This window comes from Streptomyces sp. NBC_01214 (assembly GCF_026340975.1).
Taxonomy (GTDB): Bacteria; Actinomycetota; Actinomycetes; order Streptomycetales; family Streptomycetaceae; genus Streptomyces.
Map to the genome: position 1 here is coordinate 5179191 of NZ_JAPEOS010000001.1, position 16550 is coordinate 5195740.

Here is a 16550-nt window from a genome sequence, read left to right on the forward strand (position 1 = left end):
GTGGTGCTCGAACAGACGCTTGTGCAGGGTCGGGCCCCTGTTTAGGGCACGGTGTATCCGCCGTCGACGGGGAGCGCGATGCCGGTGACGAAGCTGGCCTTGTCCGAAGAGAGCCAAACCACGGCGTCGGCGATCTCCTCTGCGCGGGCGATCCGTCCCAGGGGGTGGGCGGCGTCAAGTGACGTGCGCTGGTCCGCGTCCAGGGCGGCGATCATAGGGGTGTCGACCAGGCCGGGGCACACGGCGTTGACGCGTATGCCGTGGGGCGCCACCTCGACCGCCGTGCTCTTGGTCATGCCGATCTCGGCGGCCTTGGTGGCCGCGTATCCGGAGAAGCCGGGAACCCCGATCAGACCGGCACCGGAGGACATGTTCACGATCGCCCCGGAGCCCTGCGCCGTCATGTGCCGGAGCTCGCGTTTCATCGACAGGAACACCCCACGCACGTTCAGGGCGATCATCCGGTCAAGCATCTCGGTGGAGTAGTCGCGGGTGAGCTGGTACTCACCGTCGTATCCTGCGTTGTTCAACGCGATGTCGAGGCGGCCGATGTCCGCGACGGCGGCATCGGCCGCCTTCTCCACCTGCGCCTCGTCGGTGATGTCGGCCACCACGTAGCGGGCCGAGCCGCCGGAGGCCTCGATCAGACGGACGGTCTCCTTCAGGGACGCCGCGGTGCGGCCGGCGACCGTCACCAGTGCCCCCTCGGCTGCCAGGGCCAGGGCGGAGGCCCGCCCGATCCTGCTGCCGCCGCCGGTGACGAGCGCCGAAGCGCCTGCAAACTGCTGGTTCATCTCTCTGGATCCTTCATGTCGTTGTGGGGTGATGCCTGTACGGGAGTGGTTGCCGGGAGCACCGCATCAGCCGGTGACACTGGCGGCCGGGCCCGGTGGCCGACGGCACCTCGCGCTGGAGTGGGGGCGAGGTGCCGCCGATGGCCAGGGGAGGGAATCGGCTCAGCCGGTGAGCTCGTTCAGTGGTGGCCACTGCCGGCTTCCGGGCCGTGGCGGTGCCAGCACACGGTCCGCCCGGCAGGGCGTCAGAGCTGTGCTGTGCCCTGGACGACGACCTCGTTGACGTTGACGTCATCCGGCTGGGCGATGGCGTAGCCAATGGCCCGGGCGATGGCCGAGGAGTCGATACCGACCGCGTCGAGCGCGGAGCGCACCGCGTCCTGCTGTGCGTCGTTGCCGCCGGAGTGGGTGAGCTCGGTCTTGGTCAGGCCGGGGCTGACGACGGTGACGCGGACGTCGGTGGTCTCCTGGCGCAGGCCGTCGGAGACCGCCCGTACGGCGAACTTCGTCGCGCAGTACACGACCCCGGTCGGGTCCACGCGGTGGCCTCCGGTCGAGGCGACGTTGATGATGTGCCCGGACCGGCGCTCACCCATGGTGGGCAGGACCGCCGCGATGCCGTACAGCACACCGCGCAGGTTCACGTCGATCATCCGGTCCCATTCGTCGACGCGCAGCTCCTCCATCAAGCCCAGCGGCATGATGCCGGCGTTGTTGACCAGAACATCGACACGGCCGTGGCGCTCCAGCGCGCCGGAGGCGAAGGCCTCCACGCTGGCGCGATCAGTCACGTCCAGCTGCGCGGACTCGGCGCGGTGGCCGGCCTCGGTGACCAGGGCGTCCAGGCGGTCGGTGCGTCGGGCGCCGAGGACGACGTGATGGCCTTCGGCGGCGAGGTGGCGGGCGGTCGCCTCGCCGATGCCGCCGGACGCGCCGGTCACCAGGACGATCTTGCGGTTGGCGTTGGTGGACGGGGTGGTGTTCATGGCTGCGCTTCTTCCTGGGGTGGTGTGCCGGCCCTTGTGGCCGGGCGACACATCCAGAGCACCAGTCGGACGGAACCCCAGGTAGAACCCTCCTCGTCCCGGGGTTCGGCCTACGGGGGGTCCATCAGTACCCCCCTCACGGACACGGGGCGGGGCCGGCTGACAGGGCTAGCCTGAGAACATGAGCCAGCCCGTGCCGGACACCGATATCCGGGACTTCCTGCGCACGCGCCGGGCCCGCCTTACCCCGGAACAAGCCGGCCTTGCCCCGTATCCTGGTGCGCGCCGGGTGCCCGGCCTGCGGCGCGAGGAAGTCGCCCAGCTGGCCGGCGTCAGCGTGGACTACTACGTACGGCTCGAACGCGGACGCACCACATCCGTCTCCGCCGCCGTCCTGAGCGCCGTTGCTCACGCACTGCAACTCAATGACACTGAACGTAATCATTTGTTTGCCTTGGCCAACCCCACCGGGCAGCAGACGGATACGACCACAGCCCAGCGCGCCCGCCCCGGGCTGCTGCGGGTGCTGGAGAACATCACCGACGTCCCGGCCCTGCTGCTCGGGAACCGCCTGGACATCCTGGCCGTCAACCACCTGGCCCGCGCCCTCTACCGCGACTTGGAGGGCCTGCCGGTCGGCGAGCGGAACATGGCCCGCTACATGTTCCTCGCCCCCGAGGCCCGCGACCTCTACGTCGACTGGCCCGAGACCGCCCGCGAAAACGTCGGCATGCTCCACCTGTACGCCAGCCACCACCCGCGCGATCCCCGGCTGGCACAGCTGGTCGGCGAACTGTCCGCCGGCGACAGGGACTTTCGCCGGTGGTGGTCGGAGCACGACGTGTACCAGCCCAAGTACGGCTCCAAGCGCTACCACCACCCCCTCGCCGGAGACCTGACCCTCGGCTTCGAAGCCTTCACCCCCATCGGCGAGCCAGACCAGACCCTCGGCCTCTACACCGTCGAACCCGGCTCATCGTCGGAAAACGCCCTGCGCATGCTCGCCGACTGGACCGCGAGCAACACCCACAGGGACGGAACCCGAGCCGATGGGGCCCCGGCCGAGGCCTCCGCCCACCAGCTGCAGCCCGCGCCCGGCAAGGGGGCAGGGCGCGGCAGGTGACGCGGAGTCGACGCGAGGGAGACCGGCACCGACAGCCGGCGCCCTGCCGGGGGTCTGAGGAGCCGCAGCCACCGTCGTCTCCTCCGGGCCCCGGCCACGAACCGGTCTACGCCCCCAGGACCTCGTCGAAGTAGCCGATGCCGGTCCGATCGGGTGGTGGTGGCGGGGCGCGCGGGAGGGTCGGGTTGGGCGGATCGTTTCGCCGCCGGGCCCGGCTTCTAAGGTCGGGCCCGCATCACTCTTGATCATCTCTGGAAGGGATTCCCCTGTCATGAAGCTCCGCACCACCCTCGGCGCAGGTCTTGGCGCGCTCGCTCTGGTCCTGTCGATGGCCGGCTCGGCCCAGGCCGCCCAGGGCAACTTCACCTACAAGTACGTCGACGGCTTCGGCGTGGAGCGCCAGGCCACCCTCCACGACCCGCACAGCGGCAAGTGCATCAACCTTTACGCCGTCGGCGATGACGAGGAGCAGCCGGGCTACGGCCCGCACAACGACACCGACACCGCCGTGACCGTCTACCTCGGCGCGAACTGCCAGGGCCTCGACTGGCGGCTGAAGGCACACGGCCAGCCGGCCAAGGACACCCTGGAAGTCCGCTCGGTGCGCTTCGACGCCCCGCAGGCCAGGTAGGCAGGCTCGCTTTCGCCCGCATCGTGGCGGGTGGCGGACCGGCCGGACACACGGCCGGTCCGCCGAGCGACCGTGTTGCTAGCGACCAGGTCGCTGCAGAGCCACTGCTGCCGGCGGCCATTACGCAGGCGCCGAGGTCTGTGGCCGCGGGTGGTGGTGGGCCTGGTTCGGTGACGCGGCGCGGGGTGGGTGTCAGATGGTGATGGCGTAGGCGGCGCCGTGGCCGAGACCTGGGTCAGCGGAGGTACATCACATACGGCTGGTTGTTGAGGTACGCGGCGGCGGGTGCGGTCTGCGGTTCGGCGCGAGGGACGGTGCGGGCTTCCTGCCAGGTGCCGTTGACGTAGTCGGCCGCCCACAGCGGGCCGGTGACGCCCCGCATCAGGAGGCTCAGGGCGCCTGTTGTCTCGTTTGGCTTTGTTCACGAGAACGGGTTCTGGCTCACATTCCGTGGTCTGCTTACTGAGAGTTCGGGTGCCCCTGAAGTTGAGCTCGGACTGACTGGGCCACTTGGTCTGCCCGGTCAGCCGATACATGCTCCTGCTCGGGCCGCCGAAGCAGCTCGAAAACGCCCGGCCCACGATGCTCTGGTTGCAGATCTGCCATGCGCGGAACGATGTGGAAGTGCACGTGTGCGAAGCCTTCGGCTTCGGCAAATTGGACGACGTAGGTCTTGGCGCAACCAGTCATGCTTCGGAGAGCGCGGGAGAGCTTGACCTGCCACATCCCTAGGGCAGCTGCCTCAGCATCGGTGAGGTCATGAACTGCGGCAACGTGGCGTCGAGGCAGCAGCACTAGCCAGCCGGGCATTGCGGTGTTGAAGGCGTGGGCTACCCGCCAGTGCTGGTCATGGACCACGCACTCCCTTGGTGGAAGGTCGTCGAACTCTACTTCCTTGCTGCATGTGTAGCAGTCGGGAGTCGTCATGAACCAGATCGTAGGACTGTTTCGCTGTGAACCCCTGTCGGCCTTCGTCACCAGGCATCGATCAGGCCGGGAGAACTCGTTTCCGAAGGAGTTGGAAGCCGGCTCGGCCGAACATTTGGCGTGTGAGCATCTTGATTCGGTTGACGTGGCCTTCGACGGCGCCGGAGCTCCAGGGCAGGGTAAGGCCAGCTATGACGGCGTCGCGGTCACGGTCGATGCCTGCGGCGCGGGTGTGGAGGCCGGGGAGGTTGTCGTACCGGACGGCGTCGAGCCACTGCGGCAGCCGTTCGCCCTGGCGCTCAGTGAGTATCTGACCGAAGGAGCGGACGTGGCCGGTGAGGGCGTCCGGTTCAGGGCAGTGGACGAGAACGGCTTTGAGTTGAAGGTGCTCCGTCTCGGTGAGGGTCTCGGGTCGGCGGAGGATCCACCCTGTGACGACGCGGGGTGATGGTGGCCGAGCCGTGACGGGGTCTGGTGAGAGCCTCTTCTCCCGGAGATAGGCGCGAACCCGCTGGTAGCTGCCCCGATAGCCGAGGGGAACGATCTCCTCCCACACCCTCCACGCGTTCGTGCAGCCTTGGTTCCAGCGGTCATCCAGGTAGGGCTTGAAGGCGTCGGGGGCAGGTCGGCAGGGTCAGTCCTGTTCGGGCCGGCGGGCGGCCTGGAGGATTTTGGTCCAGGTGCTGGCGGAGGATCCGGGCATGAGCTGGTGGAGGCGCTCGATGTGCCGGGCGGGGCGCTCGTCGGGGTGTTCGGCGAGGACCTGGCGGGCGAGGGCGAGGCGGGGTCGCCGGTGTAGGAGGTGCCACGGCGGGAGCCGGCTCGGTTGCCGGCGCCGGCGGGCGGCAGGCTGGGGGTGCGGGTGTCGGCGTACTGCTGGGCGTTGCTGCGGCGCCATTTGGGGCGGCGGCGGTTCTCGGGGTCGCCCCAATCAGCGGGTGCGGGGAAGCCCTCGGGCGGGACAACAAAGGCGTTGGGCGTGTCGGTGGGTGATGAGGCAGGTGGCGGGGCCGAGGAAGGCTTCGTGGATGTCATTGCGTCGTTCCCATCGGATCCGGAGCCGGCGGAAGCCATGGAGCCAGGCGATGGTCCGCTCGACAACCCAGCGGTGGATTCCGAGGCCGGATCCGTGTGGAACGCCGCGGCGGGCGATCACTGGTTTGATGCCGAGCGCCCAGACGAGACGGTGGTATTTGTCGTGGTGGTAGCCGCGGTCTCCGAGGAGGCTGTCAGGCCGGTTGCGTGGCGTCTCCGACCAGGCCGGCGACGGAGGGGATCTTCTTCAGCAGGGGTATCACCTGGGTGACGTCGTTGCGGTTGCCGCCGGTCAGTGAGGCGGCGAGTGGGATGCCCTGGCCGTCGACGATGAGGTGGTGCTTGCTGCCCGGACGTGCTCGGTCGACCGGGCTGGGTCCGCTTTTGGGCCCCGTCGAGCGGCCCTGACGTGGGAGGAGTCGATCACCGCCCGCGACCAGTCCAGCTTCTTCGCGACCCGCAGCTTCTCCAGGAGCACCAGGTGTAGTTGGTCCCACACGCCGGCGGCGTTCCACGCGGCCAGTCGCCGCCAGCAGGTCATGCCGGATCCGAAGCCCAGCTCCTGTGGCAGGTACTCCCACTGGATTCCGGTATGGAGGACGAACAGGATCCCGCACAGTGCCTGCCGGTCCGGCACCCGAGGGCGCCCCTCCGCCTGTTTCGGCGCCGGCTCGGGCAGCAACGGCTCGATGAGCGACCACAGTTCATCCGACACGATCCACGGTCGCGACTGACGTTTCCCCACGGCCAGACCAACGACCAGCCGGACCGAAAGTCACATGATCAACAGCTTCTGTTAGGACCTCTTAGGCCCAACGGGGGCAACCGGGCAGGACCGGGCGCTACAGGTGGGCCAGGTGCTCGCGCACGGGGTCGGCGAGCTCCGCGTAGAAGTCGACGCGGTCCTGGGCCTGAAGGACCTGGGCGCACACGGTGAGCATGCCGGTGCGGGCCCCGGGCCGGTCCAGGACGGGGGACAGCTCGGTCCGGATGCGGGCGGCCGTCTCGGGGGGACAGCAGCGCGTACGCGGCCCTCGGGGAGGATCCGACCGAGTTTTGGCGGTAGATCTGCGATCTTGATACCGGTCTGGTGATCACACATTGCCGGGTGCCGTTCTCAAACAGTCGCCCTGGTTACTAGGGTGTGCCTCGACCAGGTCGACGGCGGGGGAACCGGTGGGTGTCGAGGACGAGGGGTCCGAGTCGGGCGTGCGCGTGCGCGTGCTCGGCCACTATGAGGTATCCGAGCTGCTGGGCGCCGGCGGCATGGGTGAGGTGTACCTGGCGCACTCGCCGTCGGGCCGCGCCGTTGCGGTCAAGGTGATCCGCGAGGAACTCGCGGAGCGGCCCGGTTTCCGTGAACGCTTCGCCCGCGAGGTGGCTGCCGCTCGCCAGGTCAGCGGCGCGTTCACCGCTCCCGTGCTCGACGCCGATACCACCGGGCCTGTGCCGTGGATGGCCACCCAGTACGTACCCGGCCCCAGTCTCGCAGCCAGGGTCGCCGCGTCTGGCCCACTCACTGCGGACGCCGTCTGGCAGCTCGGCTCGGGCTTGGCGGAGGCGCTGCGCGACATCCACCGGGTCGGGCTCGTTCACCGGGACTTCAAGCCGGGCAACATCCTCCTCGCCGAGGACGGCCCGCGCGTCATCGACTTCGGCATCTCGCGGATCCCCGACGCCACCGCGCTCACCCAGGCCGGGGAGCTGATGGGGACACCGCCGTTCATGGCACCGGAGCAGTTCCAGAGCGGCCGTGACGCGGGACCGGCGGCGGACGTCTTCGCCCTGGGGGCGGTGCTGGTCCACGCGGCCACAGCGCACGGCCCCTTCGACGCAGACAGTCCCTACGCGGTCGCCTGGAAAGTGGTCCACGAGGACCCCGACCTAACAGGACTGCCCGCATCCCTGCTCCCGGTCGTGACCGCCTGCCTGGCCAAGGACCCCGCCGGCCGCCCGGACGCGGACGCGCTGCTGACTCTGCTGTCCTCCCGCCGGGAGCGCCGCGCCCGGGTGGCCCTAGCGGCCGTCGCCACGAGGCGCTTACGGGTACGGCGGACCGCTCTGGCCGCCGGAGCCGTCGTGGCGGCCGGTGCGCTGGTGGCTGCAGCCGTCGTGTGGTGGCCGTACTCCGACTCGAAATCTCCGCGGGGCTCCCTGTCGCAGAGCGCGCCGAACTCGGCCTCGCCGCGCCCTTCCCTGCAGAGTCCGGCGCCGATCCGACTCGCGGGGTGGCAGCCGTGGGCGGTGAAGCCGGCAGGGGACCGTCCGGAGAACGACGCACCAGCCTGCGTCTCCCAGTCCTCCGTTCTGCTGTGCGCCGGGCAGGGATCGGTTTCCGGGCTGGATCCACTGACGGGCAAGACCCTCTGGCGCCAGCCCCTGAGCGGCTCGGTCCAGATGATGGGAGTCACGGACACTCACGTCGTCGTGTCGGACAACACCCGCCACGACAACGCTCTGCGCACCTTCGCCGTCGACTCGGGGAAACCGGGCAAGCAACTCGGCGCAGCGTCAGAGAACTCGTGTATGGCCATCAAGGAGATGGTGGTCTGTTCCGGCGGGGCGGGTGTCGACGCCTGGGACCCGGCTGACGGCAAGCGGCTCTGGGACATGGAGAAGGAGTGGAGCCTGGGGGCCGAACGCCAGTTCCCGGCAGCGCCCGACACCGCCATCCACATGGTGCGCTATGACGGGGCCGGCAACCAGGAGGTGGCCCAGGTCGATTCTGCGGGGACGATCCACCGGAGATACAAAGCCCCGGAAGGGACCCGCTTCGTCACGGCCGACCCGGATGGGGCCTTCTACGTGGACAGCACCGGAACCAACAACCTCACCAGCCGCGTGTTCCGGCTCGACAACAGGGGCGAAGCGACCCAGAGCATCCGGCTCGGGGAGCCGGCCACATTCCTGGGCGCCGCGGGGAGCACGGCCTACACGATCACCCGGGACGGAGTCGTGAGCGCATACGAAATGCGCGAGCAGAGGCTCCTATGGTCCTACCCAACACTCGCCACGTCGGTCTCCCCGCCCACGGTCCAGGGCAACCGCGTCCATCTGTCCACCGCGGACGGAAAGGTAATCGCCCTAGACCGGCTCAGCGGGAGCTTCCTCTGGCACAAGAAACCACCTCCTGACCCACAGTTCCCGGGCTCAAGGCCCAACCCTCCGCCCCCACTGACCCTCGGCGACATCATCATCGCCTCCGCCCCCGGTGGCCAGATCTACTCCTTCGACGGCTCCGCCCCCTGACCTCAACGACAACGGCCCGGTTCTCGTATGACTGCGGTGAGCGCGACATCATCGTCCCCAGCCGCTGGTTCGAGATCGAGACGCTGAGGCGGCGCGGCGACCTCCGCGACGAGGTCGTCCACACCGCTGTCGAGTACGCGGTGAGGACCTTCACCGAGGAGTACCTCCGGGACGGGCGCTGGAACCCGAACAAGGGCGCCACGATGCGCACCTACTTCCTGGGGACCTGCATGTACGCCTTCCGGGACGCGTTCAGGAACTGGTCGGGCAGCTACCGACGGAACCTCTTCAGCGCCGCCCACCCGCTGGTCCAGGCCGAGCCGCGGGTGCATCTGGGAGACCGAGATGACCCACAAGGAGATCGGCGACGAGCTGGGGATCAGCTCCCGGGCCGTGGAAGGGCACATGCGCCGGCTGCGGGCCCGCGTCAAACTCATGGTCGCCAAGGGGGAGATCGAGCCGCTCTCCGGCCGCACCTCCGCACCGAAGGCGGGTGTCCGGTGAACAGCGGAAGCGGGCTCGACCTGCGCACGGCGATGCTTCTGATCGTCGGCGGATTCGCGACCTACATCGCGTTCCTGCACCCGGCCGTCGGCATCGCCCTCCTGGTCGGCATCAGCGTGGTGACCCTTCTGCACCTGCTGCTCAAGCAGTGACCGGCCTGGAGCCCGCAGGGCGCGGTCCAGGCCGTCTACCGCAAAAGGCCCCGTCCGCGACTGGCGGACGGGGCCCGATGGGCGTCCTCGTATTCAGCGCTCGACGACGTCCTTGTCCAGGTCCCGATGGACCAGGAGCACGTTCAGCCCCCAGTCGGTGCAGCGCTGGGCGAGGACGGCGGCCGCCGTAGCGGCACGGTGCCGGCCGCCCGTTCTCTCGCCCATTTCGACCTGTTGCTTCCGACGGCAATCGATCATGGTGCGGTCTGCCACGGCCCGTACCGCTGAGGCAGGTCGCGCCAAGGAGCCCCGGTCCGCAGCCGCCGCAACACACCATTGACCACCTGCTGTCGGTGATCACGCCATGGACGGCCACGTCCGTCCGCCTGCGGCAGCAGGGGCTCTATCCGCTCCCACGCCGCGTCCGTCACCTCCCCTCAACCTGCCACAAGACCGATTATTGGACCGGCTATAGGGTCCTCCCTGTGGCGAATCATCAGGACAAGACCAGAGCGGCCTACGACGGAGTCGTTGAGCTGTACGCATCGCTGTTCGCAGACCGGCTGGAGACGCAGCCGTTCGCCCGGGCCATAATCGGCACCTTCGCCGAACTGGTGCGCGCGACCGGCAACCTGCGGGCAGCCGACGTTGGGTGCGGGCCCGGACATCTGACGGCCATGCTGCACGAACTGGGCCTGGAAGCCTTCGGACTCGACCTTTCCCACGGCATGATCGACCACGCCCGGCGGGCCCATCCGGCGCTGCGCTTCCAGGAGGCGCGGATGGAGTCCTTGCCGATCGAGGACGGTGTGCTCGGCGGCGTACTGGCCCACTACTCAATGATCCACACCCCACCGGGGGAACTGCCCGAGCTGCTCGCCGAGCAGGTCCGCGTCCTGGCGCCAGGTGGCGTACTCCTGGTCTCCTTCTTCGGGACCGACGGACCGGAGCCGGTCAAGTTCGACCACAAAGTTGCACCTGCCTACAGCTGGCCAGCGGACCACCTCGCCAAACTGCTGACCGATGCCGGACTCGTTCCTTTCGCTCGGCTGCTCCACGACCCGGCCTCCGAACGGGGCTTTCTCGACGCCCACCTGCTGGCCCGCCGCCCATAGGTCCATCCGTCCGGCTGGCGGGCTGGCTCCATCCGCTCGTCGCGCGCGTCAGGTGGTGCTGGTGGGCAGGCTCCGGACAGGGCTGCGGCGGGTGGTGTTGTCGGTGTGCCGGTCCAGCTCTGTGCGGAGTTCGTGGATGACCTGGGCATAGACGGCGACGTGCTCGCGGAGCTGGTCGTTGTCCTCCCGCAATGCTTGGGCGGTGGCTTCGGCGTCGACGGCGCGTGCGTGGAGGTGCTGGAAGGCGGGCGGGATGCCGTTCGACTCGGTCTTTCGGCGGGCGAATTCTTCTTTCAGGTCAACATGCTTGTGTGTCAGGACCCAGCGCTTGACGCCGGCCTCGGCGGCGAGTTGCAGCGTGGTGAGCGCCCCGGTGGACCGGGTCGGGCGGCCGTCGAGCAACCGCTGGATCGCCGCGGTGATGGCGTCGCGTTCGGCATCGCGGTCAGTCATCGTGGGGTTCTCCGGTGTTGGCGTGGGCGGTGATGATGCGCTCCAGGCGGTCGAGCTCGTGCTGTTCGCGGGTGTGTCGGAAGGCGGGAGCCAGCGGGTCGTCGACGATCGGCCGTAGCTGGGCGATCTGAGCGTGGACCTGTTCGATGTCGCGATCGGTTCGCGCGATGTTGACGCAGTTCGGGCGGCAGTCGTCGAGGTCGGGGGTGCGGCGGGTGCCGTCCTCCTCGCTGCGGAGGCGGCAGGCTGCCCGCTTTGGGTCAAGGACGCAGGTCATGCCCTTGCTGGGGAAGATCTGCAAGTCGGGGTTGGCGAGCATGGCGTTGGCGTGCTGCTTGGTGCGCAGGACTCGGCCGGCGAAGCGAGTGGCGGCCTGGACGCGGTGGCGGTAGGTCTCGGCTGCTGGGCCGCTGATCTGCTCGCCTTCGCGCAGCCGCTGGTGGGCGTCGGCGAGGGTGTCCAGTCGGGCCAGCCAGTCCTCGAACGCGAGGTCGTCGGGGAAGCCCGAGGCGTAGCTGCCGGCGTAGCCGAGGGTCATCTGGACGCGGAGGTGTCCGTATTGGATGGCGGCGGCGACCAGGCCCCGCGGCCGGCGGACGATGAACCAGGCCAGAGTGCGGCGCAGGCGCCCGGAGAAGATGACCGGGTGGACCGGGTCGGGCGGGATGCCGTCGCCGCGGCCGTTCTCGGTGCAGTAGGTCTGGACCCAGGCCAGGAACTCGGCGAGATCGTTGTTGATCCGGGTCTCCGACCGGGAGCCGCCGACGCGGCTGCGCAGCATGGCCGCGCCGTCGCGGCCGTCGGTGAACAACGTCGCCGGGAACAGCCAGGTGCTCGTGTGCAGCCGTTCCAGGACGGTGACGGCGGTGGCGACGACCTCGGTGACGACCCACGGGTCGGTCCGGATCTCGCCCTCGGGCCTCTTGTCACCGGCATCGTCGCGGACGCCTTTCCAATGTCTGCCGCGTAGCAGGACCAGGTCGTGGGCGTGGTCTCGCTCGACGCAGCCGCGTTCGAGGCTGAGGGCTTCGCCTGACCTCATCCCCGACAGGTAGCTGATCACGATGAAGCAGGCCGTGCTCAGGTGCCGGGCCAGCGGACCGGCCTCGGCGTAGTCGATGGTCGCGCCGTGCCAGGGCCTGCCGTCCAACCGCCCGGTGACCGGCGTGTCCAGCGGCGCACCTTCGATGACGGGCAGCCGTGCCTCGGCGAAGACGGCCCGGTTGCTGGGGACGTCCAGCGCGCCGCGGGCGGTGTCGAGCACTTTCGCCAGGTGCGAGAGGTTGACCCGGACCGTTCCGTCATTGTCACGGAAGCCGGGAAGCGGCCGTCCCTGCTCGCGATAGCCGGCCAGCAAGACCCGCAGGTCGTCGGTCAGCGCACCCTTCGGGCGCCGCGGCGGCGGGATGTCCCGGCCCCTGCGGCTGCGGCCGCCGCGCTCGCTGAGCACGAGGTGTTCGTCGAACGCCGCGGTGATGTCCGCTGCGAAGGTCTCGACGAACCGCAGGGCCCAGCCCAGCAGCGCCGACATCGTCTCGGGGTGGATACGGGGCGTCCGGTTCTCTTCGCGGATGGCGCGGCGCTGCTGGAGGATGTCCTGGATGCGCTCGCCGCGCCAGGGCGGTGTTTGCGGTAGCCGGTCGGCGTCGGGCAGCAGGTCGCGGTAGGACCACACCCGGTTCACGATCGAGAGCTGGTCTTCGCGCAGGGCATGGCTGGACTCGGCCGCTTTGACGTGCGCGGCGTAGTCGTCGAGGTCGGCCAGGGACACTTCACCGAAGCATGTCCGGCCGCGTCCGTGAAGCCAGTCGGTGAATAGCCGGAGGTTGCGGAACGTGGCGGTGATCGTCGGGATCGCCAACGTGCGGGGGCGGAAGTAGAAGGTGGAAACTCCGGCGCTGGTGTGGTTGAGGAGCAACCAGATGAGCGTCTTCACCGTAGGCAGGAATGGTGCGGTGATGGGGCTGAAGTCGATCGAGAACGCGGTGGTATGGCCCTCGAAGACGGCGGGCGAAAGGCGCCAGCGCTGGTCGGCGAACACCGACAGCGTGCTGGGATCTGTGCCGGGACGCAACGGCCGGTTGAGCAGCACGAGCGTGCCGGGGTCGGGCAGCGGAGCCGGAGAGGTGGCCGGGGCGGTGTCCAGACGGCTCATGTCAGGTCGAGTCCTCGGGTCAGGAACCGCTCGGCCAGGGCGCGCTGCTCAGCGGTGAGCTCAGCTCGGGTCGTGGCGATCATCGCGGTGGGAAAGGCAGCGAGCAGGTCGGCCAATTGCGCGACGGGTCCAGCGAAACGTTCGGCCCAGCGCAGCGGTGTCATCTCCTGCTTGCGGGCCTCAAGGCCTTCATGAACTGCGACAAGCACCGGCAGGTGTGCCGGAGTCGCGCGGGCGCAGGGGCAGGACAGGCAGAGCAGGAACGAGGCTCGGCAAGGCTCGCCCGCAGGGCTGTGCGGGCTGGCCACGTGATCGGTGCAGCCTCCCAGTACGGTGTCCAGCTCCCCGGCCAGCAGCTTCTTCAGGGTGGCCGGGTCCAGGCTGTGGCGCCGGGCGACGGTCTCGGGCGAGTGGCGGGCCTCGGCGACGTCGGTGGCCGTCAGCACCCGCATGACCTGCGCGGCCCTCGCGCCGGCGAGCTGGTCTTCCAGCACGGCCGCGACGACCTTCTGGTATTCGGCGAGGTTGCCGCGGTTGCGCGCCAGGTACTCGTTCGCCAGCGTCCGCTCGGTGTGCGCGACCGGCTGCTGGTGGCGTTCCAGCCAGCTCATCCGCAGCCGCCGGCTGTCGACCACCAGGGGCATCGGGCGGCCGTTCTCGCCGAGTGCATCAGTGCGCAGGTCCACGTCACGGCCCCAGAAGGCGAGAATCGACTTGGGCAGGCCCGCTCGAAAGCCACGACCTCGGTCTACTCCGCTGGAGCAGTGGAAGACCAAGAGCTGGTCCGTCCCGATGTGTACTCGTGCCGGGCCGGCCAAATCGACCAGCAGCGCGTAGACCCCGAACGGCGTGTGTAGGTCGTGCTGCCGGTGGGGGCTGCGGCCCGGTCCGCCGGGCGCGGTGCCGGAGAACGCGGTCGGCATGTGCGCTCGGTCCCGGCCGCGGCGCGGCTTCACCAGGTCCACCACCGCGGTCGCGGTGGCCCCGGTGTGTCCGTCGGCACGGTGATGCGTCGCCGAGGCTGTGGAGATCGTGCTGTAGTTCTGCCCGGTCAGGCAGAGCAGCAGCACCCCGGCCGCGCCGATGTCGGAGTAGGTCAGGTGGAGATCCGCCATCAGTTGGCCGGCCCCGAATGGACGGATGCGGTGGTCGGGCTGCCGACCCCAGCGGGTGTCCTTGCGCGGGACGTCGCCTTGCCGGTCCACGTGGTCCAGCAGTTCGCCGTGCTTCCAGGCGCGCGGTTCGGCTTCGCGGTCGATCCGTCCGGCCCGCCAGCGGGCCAGCAGTTCCCGCCCGGCGAGGATCCGGTCGGCGGCCCGCCGAAGCTGGGTGCGCGCGGCGGTGGTGATGCGGTCGAACTCAGCCGTTGTGTAGCTGGCGGCGGGCGTCGAATTGCGCTCCAGGCCCTTGCGGGCCAGCCGCGCCAGGAAGTCCTGCCCGGCACCGTCGGGTGCGAACCGAAGCACCGAGCGCAGCGTCGGCAGCTCCCGGTTCAGGTTCGGTGTGCCGAGCCTGGCCAGCATGAAGCTTTCCAGGTGCGCGGCTCGAAGCTGCGCCGGACTGACGGGCGGGCGGTTCAGCGAGGCCAGGTGTTGGGCGAATCGGCGTAGCAGCCCGAAGGCGCTCGTGGCCGAAGAGGTTGTCCGGCGCCGCCCGGCCGGGGCGGTCGACCCTGCGAACGCGGTCGCCATCCACACCACCAGCTCGCGGGCGACCGGGAAGGCGGCGAAGTCGTAGTCGACCGCCGGGCCGCCGCGCTCCGGGAAAAACCGGACCAGGCACTTCTCGTCGTCCAGGAACAACCGTTGCGGCGCTTGGTATCCGGGCTTCGGCAGCGCGGCCGGGCGCCCAGCAGCACGGGTCATGACAGCTTTCCGGCGAGGGGATCGGACAGGACCTGCGGGTGCGCCGCGAACATCGACGCCATCAGAGCCGACAACGCGACGCCGTGGGCGTGCTCGATCAGCATCGTGACATCCAGGTCACGGAAGGGCTCCAGGTAGATGTCCATCGTGGTGGTCACGTTGGCGTGCCCCAGCAGCGTCTTGACCAGATACCAGGTGTCGCCGAACTGGGCGCGGAAGTCGCGTACCTCCTCGGCGTTCAGGTGCGCGACCTGCCGCTCGTAGAGCAGCCGGCCGACCGAGTACCAGCGCAGCGCGAAAGAGTGCCGCATCATGTGCGCGTTCGCCTCGAACGAGGTCAGTCCGGCGGGGACGACCCGCTCGTTGGCGGTGTCGAAGGTGTGCTGCCAGCCGTGTGCCTCGCGCGGCAGGCCGTCCTCGTTCAGCCAGACCGCCAGTGGTTCCAGTCCGGCGGCGGTCCGGCGAAACAGCCGCTTGCGGGCGCTGGGGTCCAGCGAGTCCAAGGATGCGACCATCTGGTTGCCTTTGGCGTCGCGCATCTCCAGCCGTCGGTGCCGCGACATGCGCTCGACGAGCAGCAGCCGCGGCTGCCGCTCGTAGCGGCCGGCACGCTGGGCGCGGCGGACCGCGGCGGCGCGTTCGCCCTCCTCATAGGCCAGTACGTCGGTCAGCACGCTGCGCGGCTTCCAGAACCGGCGGCCGCGTCCGCCCTTGGCGCAGGCCGCCGCCAGTCGGCAGGTGTAGTAGGTGCGGGCCTCATCGTCGGCGGGCAGCTCCAGGCGCAAAACACTGGCCCACTCGCTCAGCCGCAGCCCGGTGCCGTAGAGCCCGTCGACGAACGCGCAGTCGCGCTGACTGTTGCGCCCGCGCCATCCGTCGACCTCCCGACCGCTCAGGTCCAGCCCGCGCAGCCCGACGTCGACCCACCGGGCGTAGCCGGCCGGGTCCAGCCACTTCACGTCCTTGCCACGCACGAGGTGCGGCCCGGCCTCGAACGACTTCGTGGTCGTGCCCGGGTTAGGGCCGGGAACCTGCCGCCGGGCCACCGGATCGCTCACTCCAAACCGGACCCCGGCCCAGCGGTAGAACGCGCTGATCGCGACCAGGTCGTCCAGCACCGTCCCACCAGCCACCCGCCGGACGTTGGCCTCGTCGGTCATCCGCCAGAACTTGAACCCTGCGACGTCCTCCTCATCGGCGTCGTGCCAGGCCCGGCTGGTCGCATCGAGGAACCCCAACCAGACAGCCACCGCGAAGGCGTACTTCCGCCGGGTGCCCACGCTCGCGTTGCGCATCCGCGCCGAGGCGAAGAACCCGTTGACCTCCGGCACCGACCAGCCATCGGACCGCAGCAGAACAGGCTGTCCCGGCTGCGTGCCGTGCACATGCGCCCACTCCGCCAGGGTCGGCAAGCCCGCCAGCACCGGATCGGCCGCGTACCACGGCACCTCCCGCCGCGGGTCGCACCAATGCACCTGCCACCGCGCCAACGGCCCCGCTTCCACCTCAAGTTCACCGATCATCAATCAGTAAACGTACAGCCACCCACGGTCACTGAATT

Annotated in this window: 16 protein-coding genes and 2 pseudogenes; 6 read left to right on the plus strand and 12 right to left on the minus strand. The window is 69.5% G+C overall.

The window, feature by feature from the left end; translation table 11 throughout:
- Positions 1 to 41: 41 nt before the first annotated feature.
- Both OG594_RS24365 and OG594_RS24370 read right to left on the minus strand, forming a co-directional pair.
- Complete coding sequence (locus tag OG594_RS24365) at positions 42 to 794, minus strand: glucose 1-dehydrogenase (RefSeq protein WP_266602376.1); 753 nt, start codon at positions 792 to 794, stop codon at positions 42 to 44.
- 245 nt (positions 795 to 1039) lie between these two features.
- Positions 1040 to 1780 carry an SDR family oxidoreductase gene (locus OG594_RS24370; RefSeq protein WP_266602378.1) on the minus strand — a complete coding sequence of 247 codons (741 nt, stop codon included), beginning with the start codon at positions 1778 to 1780 and terminating at the stop codon, positions 1040 to 1042.
- Between the two features lie 181 nt (positions 1781 to 1961).
- On the opposite strand from OG594_RS24370, the gene OG594_RS24375 reads away from it, so the two are divergent.
- Both OG594_RS24375 and OG594_RS24380 read left to right on the plus strand, forming a co-directional pair.
- Positions 1962 to 2903, plus strand: a complete 942-nt coding sequence (locus tag OG594_RS24375) for a helix-turn-helix domain-containing protein (protein WP_266602380.1) — start codon at positions 1962 to 1964, stop codon at positions 2901 to 2903.
- 271 nt (positions 2904 to 3174) lie between these two features.
- Positions 3175 to 3534, plus strand: coding sequence for a hypothetical protein (locus OG594_RS24380; protein WP_266602382.1), 360 nt, complete (start codon positions 3175 to 3177; stop codon positions 3532 to 3534).
- A gap of 235 nt (positions 3535 to 3769) precedes the next feature.
- Here OG594_RS24380 and OG594_RS24385 read toward each other — a convergent pair whose 3' ends face one another.
- From OG594_RS24385 to OG594_RS24400, 4 genes and pseudogenes are all read right to left on the minus strand, one after another.
- Positions 3770 to 3916 carry a hypothetical protein gene (locus tag OG594_RS24385; RefSeq protein WP_266602384.1) on the minus strand — a complete coding sequence of 49 codons (147 nt, stop codon included), beginning with the start codon at positions 3914 to 3916 and terminating at the stop codon, positions 3770 to 3772.
- Between the two features lie 77 nt (positions 3917 to 3993).
- Positions 3994 to 4461, minus strand: coding sequence for an HIT family protein (locus tag OG594_RS24390; RefSeq protein ID WP_266602386.1), 468 nt, complete (start codon positions 4459 to 4461; stop codon positions 3994 to 3996).
- Between the two features lie 61 nt (positions 4462 to 4522).
- Complete coding sequence (locus OG594_RS24395) at positions 4523 to 5017, minus strand: transposase (protein WP_266602388.1); 495 nt, start codon at positions 5015 to 5017, stop codon at positions 4523 to 4525.
- Positions 5018 to 5392: 375 nt separating this feature from the next.
- Positions 5393 to 6247: pseudogene (locus OG594_RS24400) on the minus strand (IS5 family transposase).
- 425 nt (positions 6248 to 6672) lie between these two features.
- On the opposite strand from OG594_RS24400, the gene OG594_RS24405 reads away from it, so the two are divergent.
- The 3 genes from OG594_RS24405 to OG594_RS24415 all read left to right on the plus strand — a co-directional run bounded on the left by OG594_RS24405 (position 6673) and on the right by OG594_RS24415 (position 9401).
- Complete coding sequence (locus OG594_RS24405) at positions 6673 to 8745, plus strand: PQQ-binding-like beta-propeller repeat protein (RefSeq protein WP_266602390.1); 2073 nt, start codon at positions 6673 to 6675, stop codon at positions 8743 to 8745.
- A gap of 345 nt (positions 8746 to 9090) precedes the next feature.
- Complete coding sequence (locus OG594_RS24410; protein ID WP_266602392.1) at positions 9091 to 9249, plus strand: hypothetical protein; 159 nt, start codon at positions 9091 to 9093, stop codon at positions 9247 to 9249.
- Positions 9246 to 9401 (plus strand): hypothetical protein, encoded by a 156-nt coding sequence (locus tag OG594_RS24415; protein ID WP_266602394.1) that lies wholly within the window; start codon positions 9246 to 9248, stop codon positions 9399 to 9401. Before OG594_RS24410 ends, OG594_RS24415 begins: the two co-directional genes overlap by 4 nt.
- A gap of 93 nt (positions 9402 to 9494) precedes the next feature.
- On the opposite strand, the gene OG594_RS24420 is transcribed toward OG594_RS24415, so the two are convergent.
- A complete protein-coding gene (locus OG594_RS24420; protein WP_266602396.1) occupies positions 9495 to 9626 on the minus strand; it encodes a hypothetical protein in 132 nt (43 codons plus the stop codon).
- A 38-nt stretch (positions 9627 to 9664) separates the two neighbouring features.
- Positions 9665 to 9832 (minus strand): annotated as a pseudogene (locus OG594_RS24425) (transposase); the annotation flags it as partial.
- A 54-nt stretch (positions 9833 to 9886) separates the two neighbouring features.
- Between OG594_RS24425 and OG594_RS24430 the strand changes: the two are divergent.
- Positions 9887 to 10516, plus strand: coding sequence for a class I SAM-dependent methyltransferase (locus OG594_RS24430; protein WP_266602398.1), 630 nt, complete (start codon positions 9887 to 9889; stop codon positions 10514 to 10516).
- Positions 10517 to 10564: 48 nt separating this feature from the next.
- Here the strand turns inward: OG594_RS24430 and OG594_RS24435 are convergent, their stop codons facing one another.
- The 4 genes from OG594_RS24435 to OG594_RS24450 are packed head-to-tail and all read right to left on the minus strand — an operon-like array spanning position 10565 to position 16512.
- Complete coding sequence (locus OG594_RS24435) at positions 10565 to 10969, minus strand: hypothetical protein (RefSeq protein ID WP_266602400.1); 405 nt, start codon at positions 10967 to 10969, stop codon at positions 10565 to 10567.
- Positions 10962 to 13124 (minus strand): hypothetical protein, encoded by a 2163-nt coding sequence (locus OG594_RS24440; RefSeq protein ID WP_266602407.1) that lies wholly within the window; start codon positions 13122 to 13124, stop codon positions 10962 to 10964. The genes OG594_RS24435 and OG594_RS24440 overlap by 8 nt, the downstream gene beginning before the upstream one ends.
- Complete coding sequence (locus tag OG594_RS24445) at positions 13121 to 14989, minus strand: hypothetical protein (protein ID WP_266602409.1); 1869 nt, start codon at positions 14987 to 14989, stop codon at positions 13121 to 13123. Before OG594_RS24445 ends, OG594_RS24440 begins: the two co-directional genes overlap by 4 nt.
- Complete coding sequence (locus OG594_RS24450) at positions 14986 to 16512, minus strand: integrase (RefSeq protein WP_266602411.1); 1527 nt, start codon at positions 16510 to 16512, stop codon at positions 14986 to 14988. The genes OG594_RS24445 and OG594_RS24450 overlap by 4 nt, the downstream gene beginning before the upstream one ends.
- Positions 16513 to 16550 lie beyond the last annotated feature (38 nt).

Excerpts from the sequence above, each read along its gene's own strand:
- OG594_RS24450 (WP_266602411.1), bottom strand. The coding sequence starts at position 16,512 with ATGATCGGTGAACTTGAGGTGGAAGCGGGGCCGTTGGCGCGGTGGCAG.
- OG594_RS24410 (WP_266602392.1), top strand. The coding sequence starts at position 9,091 with ATGACCCACAAGGAGATCGGCGACGAGCTGGGGATCAGCTCCCGGGCC.
- OG594_RS24445 (WP_266602409.1), bottom strand. The coding sequence starts at position 14,989 with ATGACCCGTGCTGCTGGGCGCCCGGCCGCGCTGCCGAAGCCCGGATAC.
- OG594_RS24385 (WP_266602384.1), bottom strand. The coding sequence starts at position 3,916 with ATGCGGGGCGTCACCGGCCCGCTGTGGGCGGCCGACTACGTCAACGGC.
- OG594_RS24440 (WP_266602407.1), bottom strand. The coding sequence starts at position 13,124 with ATGAGCCGTCTGGACACCGCCCCGGCCACCTCTCCGGCTCCGCTGCCC.
- OG594_RS24370 (WP_266602378.1), bottom strand. The coding sequence starts at position 1,780 with ATGAACACCACCCCGTCCACCAACGCCAACCGCAAGATCGTCCTGGTG.
- OG594_RS24435 (WP_266602400.1), bottom strand. The coding sequence starts at position 10,969 with ATGACTGACCGCGATGCCGAACGCGACGCCATCACCGCGGCGATCCAG.
- OG594_RS24375 (WP_266602380.1), top strand. The coding sequence starts at position 1,962 with ATGAGCCAGCCCGTGCCGGACACCGATATCCGGGACTTCCTGCGCACG.
- OG594_RS24380 (WP_266602382.1), top strand. The coding sequence starts at position 3,175 with ATGAAGCTCCGCACCACCCTCGGCGCAGGTCTTGGCGCGCTCGCTCTG.
- OG594_RS24390 (WP_266602386.1), bottom strand. The coding sequence starts at position 4,461 with ATGACGACTCCCGACTGCTACACATGCAGCAAGGAAGTAGAGTTCGAC.
- OG594_RS24365 (WP_266602376.1), bottom strand. The coding sequence starts at position 794 with ATGAACCAGCAGTTTGCAGGCGCTTCGGCGCTCGTCACCGGCGGCGGC.
- OG594_RS24420 (WP_266602396.1), bottom strand. The coding sequence starts at position 9,626 with ATGGGCGAGAGAACGGGCGGCCGGCACCGTGCCGCTACGGCGGCCGCC.